Consider the following 6175-nt stretch of genomic DNA (forward strand, 5'->3'; position numbering starts at 1 on the left):
GTAGGGACGTTCCATGGAACATCCCTACAAAACTCAAGATTTATCTAAACTACTTTAAATGTACTCCCTAATTATCTGATTTGGAAATTATCCTCAGTAATAGTAGGCGCACCATCAAGGGTCGCAAACCGAGTAGACTCACCATCTACATTGTAGAATAGACCTCCAGAACCTTGACTGTAAGCAATGACAGCATCAGAATTACGAGCAGCAGCATTATTGTTAACGATTTCAAAATCACTATTAACGCTGAAACCAATTCCCGCAGAACTCTCAAGCTCAGTAAAGGTTGATTTATCAAGAAGAATTAAATCACCTTGGTTTCCATCTTCATCTGGTCTGAGGTCTGGTTGGAAATTATTGATGGTATCAAGACCCAAATCATCGGAGTTAAATTCTTCATTACTATTGAAGATAAAGCGGTCAATACTTGCTCCACCAGTCATAGTATCGTTTCCAGGACCGCCATTAATGCGATCGCGACCTTGACCACCATTCAACACATCATCACCATCACCACCAAGTAGGATATCGTTACCTTGACGACCTTGAAGTATATCATCACCACTTTGACCCCGGAGAAGATCGTCGCCACGACTGCCAATAATTAAGTCGTCCCCAAAACGACCTGCTAAGGTATCGGCGCCATTCAAACCGACAATAGTATCGTTTCCAGTACCACCAATGAGACGTTCTGCTTGGGGAGTACCTTGAATTTGCACACCGTCATCAATAGATACATTTTCAATAACGATTTCAGCGACTTGATTTTCTGAATCAACAAAATAACCATCTTCTGATTGCAACTCAATAGTTCTGGTTTCATCTCCTTCCTCCTCACCATCAAAAAGAGTCGTCCAGGTAACGGTTGCTGTAGTTGCACCTTCATCGATCGTAATTGCCGAGCTTACGACTTCATCACCTATTGCGTTGATAGGTTGAAACTCAGAAGCATTGACTAACTCAGGGGGAAAATCTAGATCGCCGAAAGGACTATCAGAATATGTTTCTGACCAAACTACCCGTAAACCTCCTTCTGGAGCAGGTTCAGTTAAGTTGAAAGTTAAAGAGTATTCATCTCCATTTTCATCAACTGTGTCAGGTGCAACCTCAATACTGACTGTAGGAATAGTAGCTTCTATTCCTATTCCTGGTGCTAAGTCTAGAGGTTCATCTAACTCTATCTGAATAATCTCGTTATTATCAATATCCGGTCCCCGACCGATGGAGAAAGGATAATTGTTATCGTTGGCAACCAGAATTGTGTCTGCATCCAGAACTAACACATCTTCAATGGTGAGAAAGGGGAAGCTAAAGGTAGTTTCGCCATCATCGTTGAGGTCGTCTGGGTCCTCAATATCTAGTAAGTCTACAACTTCCTCTTTGAAAACAAAACCTTCATTATCAACTAAAGAAATGTCAATTTTGAAGATTTTCTTGAACTGAGCTTCATCTCCTTCACCACCATCCCGTTCAATAACTAAAAATTCATTGTCATTGATGGGAGTAAAGTCACCAATAGCATGACCTGGTACATCGGTAGGATAGAAACCAACTAGCTCGTCCTCGAAAGAGCTAGTAGCAGGATCGAATTCATAGATGCGTAGAGCATTATTTGGATCGCCGTCAACTGCACCCTCTAATAAAGGATAGAAAGTTTCGCGATCAGGACTGAATGCCATACCTTCGTAACCCCTGGTACGAGCTAAGTTAGGTTCATCAATAAATTGATCTACAACGATACTACCTGTAGCAGGGAAGTCAGTAAAGAAACCATCTGCACCAATTTCGATCAGTTGTTCAAATTCTTCTCCTGGAGTTTGAGCGGTACCATCAGCGTTGAGAGTAAGGAAACGCTCTTCATCACGCAAAGTGTAGGGGTGAACTTGTAAACCTGCATCATGTCCCCAATCTATTAGTGGTAATACCTCCCCAGTTAATTGAGTGGTAATTTCCGCCTCACCGTCACCGTCACCATCAACAGGTGTCTCTAGATCATTCCGGAGCAAGAAACTATTTTTCCAAGGTCCTAAACCGTCAGCGTAGGAACTGATTAGTTCGATTACTTCCTGATTTGCTAGGTCGTCGTAGGTGGGATCGCTAGAGAAGTCAATTAGATCCGCTAGGTTGCCATAGATAGCACGAGTATTAGCAGTTTCTAGGAGAGGTTGTAGTCTCTCAGGGTCAAAGGAAATATCGTCCTGAGTTTCTCCCACAGACTCAATTCCACTAACTTTAACTATCATGTCGTCAAAGTCCTGATTGGAATTAGCAAAGGGCAACTCTTCAGCAGCAATGATAAATTCGTTTTCAACTTCGGAATAAACAGCAAACTGAGGATCGCTCTCTGGATTCAGATCATTGTTAGTTGAAAAGGTGTAGCTTTCGGCTCCTAATCCGGTAGGGTCGCCAATGGGTAAGCTGTTTATTAGCCCAAAGTGAACTTGCTGACTAAAGTTATTGGCGACTTGATCACCATTAATGGCAACTACACCAGCTTCGCTAATGGTAACTTCGATGGACTTAGGTGCGCTGTCTAGACCAGCAAATAGAACGACAGTGTTATCGGGATTGGTGGCATCCTGTAGAATAAATTGGTTAGTATCTTGGAGGTTACCAAACTGATCGAGTATTTCCTGGGGTGCTCCAGGTCCTGGATTTTTCTCAGCTAGAAGGGTTACGGTAAAAGCACTACCAGTGAAGGTGGCATAGTTTACCTGATCTGTGATTGCATTAATACCAGTGGGTTCAAACTGCTCGGAATTGGCAACGAAGTCGAAGGGTACTGAGAACCCGCCGCCACCTTCGTTGATGAATTCATCTTCAGTGTCACCGAGTAACTGCACTAGCTTTAGGTTTTCGAGACCTTGAGCAGGTAATATTTCGTTGCGCAGCTCAAGTAGGTTTTGAACTTCAAAGGATTGAATGAAAATACGGTCGGGGTCAGTGAAACCTGTATCTTGCAGGGTTTGAATTAGAGGTTCTTCTAAGGATAAATCCTGTTCATCGAAGAAAGTCGGGTGTTTGGTTTCTGGATAGATACCAACTTCAAACCCGAACTCTTCCATTTCTTGTACCAACTCGATAACTTCTTGGAAGGTGGGGATTTCAAATTCACCATTGAAAGATTGGTCGCGGAAGTCACGAGATTGAACAGCGCGGAGTTGTTTGATTTCTGCAAGAGTGAAGTCTTCAGCAAAATAATCAGTAACTTCTTCACCGTCAAGAATCTTGGTAGTTTCACGATCTGGGAATACATCAGCAACGTTGGTTGTGTCGCCTAGCATGGGTTCGTGACGAGCAATGAGGACACCATCGGAAGTAATTACGAGGTCTGGTTCAACAAAGTCTGCACCTTGAACGATCGCTAAACGATAAGCTTCTAAGGTATGTTCTGGGAACTGACCACTTGCTCCCCGGTGTCCGATAACTATTGGTGCGCTACCGTCGAGGGTATTAAAATCATTGAGGTTAGGATTTTGAGGGGAGCGAACTTCATCACTAACTAGAGCATCTCGAACGGGGTCGCCAGTGCGTGGGAAGTCGGTAAAGAAACCATCTGCACCAATTTCTATTAGTTGTTCAAATTCTTCCTCGGCAGTTTGAGGTGTTCCTGTTCCTAAAACTTCAAAGGAAATACTGCCATCAGCAACATAAGCTCCTCCTAATGGAATCAGTAACCCTGTATCTGGGTCTGTTCCAAAACGGACGTCAGCATTTTCTGACAGAGGAAAACCAAATCCCACGAAACCAGTAGTATCAACGTCAGTTTCAATTGGATCGACTAGACCAGTTCCCTGAATAATTTCCAGATCGTTATCATTCAAAAAGTCTTCTGATACAAAGATACTGTTGAAGCTATGTGAGTCTGGACCACCAACTATTACAAACTCACCTGTTTCCTCATCCAATTCTAAGGCAAAATTGTCAACAAAGAAACCTGCTTCTTCACCTGCTAATTCAGGTTTGCCTATTTCTTCAGCAAATTCGGGAGCAATAAAGAAGGGAAGGGATGGTGTAGTAACTATTCCTGTATCCGGGTCTAAGACTAAATCTGCTGGAGAGAATGTAAAGTCAAAGAATGGTTCTACATTATTACCTTGTTCTTCAGTTTGAGTGGGATCGATACGACTATAAAGAGTAGCATTTCCACCAGGACGTTCTATACCTATTAAAGCGCTGACAATTAATTGTGGAGCATCAAATTCCTCAGTATCATTAGGGTTAAGTGTAAGGAAACGTTCTTCATCCCGCAAAGTGTAGGGGTGAACCTGTAAACCTGCATCGTGAGCATCCTCAATAAAGGAAGTAATTTCTCCTGTTAACTGGTCATCAATTTCTGCTTCTCCGTCTCCGTCTCCATCAACATCTGTCTCTAGAGATTCGCGCAACAGAATGTTATTTTTCCAAGGTCCTGCACCTTCTGCGTAAAGACCGCTGATAAAATCCAGGAACTCTGCACTGTCGAGGTCTGCATAAACTGTATTTTCGGAGAGAGGAACTTCTACTGCATCTAGGAATTCTTGACCGTAAATTTCTTCTAAGTCATTCTCTTGTTCTACATTGAACCGGATGTCGAAGGGGAAAGAGAACCCAGCTTCAGGATTAGCTCCTTCAGTAGTATTTCCATATAGTTGAACTAAAGGAATATTGCCGATATCATCATCATTATCTAATTGTTCTTGGAGGTCAATTAGATTAGCAAATTCAAAAGATTGAATAAAAATGCGATTCGGGTCTGTGAAACCTGTACTTTTTAGGGTTTCAATTAGTGGTTCTTCTAAGGATAAATCCTGTTCATCAAAGAATGTAGGGTGTTTGGTTTCTGGATAGATACCAACTTCAACTCCTGTTTCTGCTTCTACTCTTTGAACGAGTTGGATGACTTCTTCTAATGTGGGAATCTCGAATAATCCATCAAAGTTAAGATCCCGGTAGTCGCGAGATTGAACGGCGCGTAGTTGTTTAATTTCTGCGAGGGTGAAGTCTTCAGCAAAATAACCAGTTGTTTCTACACCATCAAGCAACTTAGTGCTTTGGCGTTCTGGACCGAATACTTCAGCAACGTTAGTGGTATCATCTAGCAGTGGTTCGTGACGTGCAATGAGAACTCCGTCGGATGTTGTTACTAAGTCAGGTTCGATAAAGTCTGCACCGGAAGCGATCGCTGCTTCATAAGCTGCTAAGGTATGTTCGGGTATATCTCCACTTGCTCCCCGATGTCCGATAACGAGGGGTTCTTGACCGTTGAGTGTATTGAGTTGGGTCAAGCTGGGTGTGGCAATGGGAGCTTCTAGTAAAGTTCCTGTATTATCGAAGTGTAAAATATAAGGTCCAAATTCCTCTCCGATCCAAATATCTCCATCATTATCTATAACAAAGGACTCTATATCAAAGTCTGCTCCAGTTAAGAGGCGATCGCTTGTATCTTCGTTGATAATATCAAAGGGTATTAGATTATTTGGATCTGCTAGTTGAACAAATCCTTGAATCTCAACGCTAGTATCCCCATCTTCTGCTCCAGCAAAGTCTGGGTCAACTTGATATAGTCTGAGTAAATAATCAGCACTATTGTCTTGAAGGCCGAAACCGTTGTCAGAGAGAAACCAAAAAGTGCTACCATCTTCACTACCGGGAGCAAATTGAACGCCACTAAAACCTTGGACTGGTTGACCATCGAATGGTGCTTCTCGATTATCTGTATTAATAAAGTTTCCTGACGATGGGCCTTCGGCAAATGTATCTGCTGGTAATACCGCAAAGCCTACTAATTCTGGCATTGAATTCTCCTGTCAACTTGTAAATTTAGAATTCTTAAAGAATTTCCCAGATATCTTATTAGGTGAATGTTAAGTAAATATTAAGTAAATATTTATAAAAGGTTAAGGAAAAATTTAGTTTAGGTTAAATAAATGCCAAAATTAGTTATCTAGGAGAGAAGGCTTTAGTTATCTAGGAGAGAAGAAAGAAAGGTTTAGTTATCTAGGAAAAAAGCTTTAAGAGAAGAAAAAACCTTAAATATGGTAGATATTTCCCCAGCTTTTACACGCTCCGATACCAACGGACATGATATAACTCCACAGGAAATATGCGAAATTAGAGCTTTTAATAATTAATAATTAGCTCTCTTGAAAAAATTGATGGACTTTTAGCCTTACTTTTAATTCTTTGGAAC

1 protein-coding gene is annotated in these 6175 nt (G+C 41.6%); it reads right to left on the reverse strand.

The window, feature by feature from the left end; genetic code table 11:
- Window positions 1–71: 71 nt before the first annotated feature.
- Complete coding sequence (locus tag AFK68_RS41810) at window positions 72–5780, reverse strand: glycerophosphodiester phosphodiesterase family protein (protein WP_246844210.1); 5709 nt, start codon at window positions 5778–5780, stop codon at window positions 72–74.
- Window positions 5781–6175: the final 395 nt, after the last annotated feature.

It is taken from the genome of Hydrocoleum sp. CS-953 (assembly GCF_002260545.1).
Taxonomy (GTDB): domain Bacteria; phylum Cyanobacteriota; class Cyanobacteriia; order Cyanobacteriales; family Microcoleaceae; genus Trichodesmium.

Bases quoted from the DNA above. Each gene is read 5' to 3' on its own strand.
- AFK68_RS41810 (WP_246844210.1), bottom strand. From the start codon at position 5,780: ATGCCAGAATTAGTAGGCTTTGCGGTATTACCAGCAGATACATTTGCC.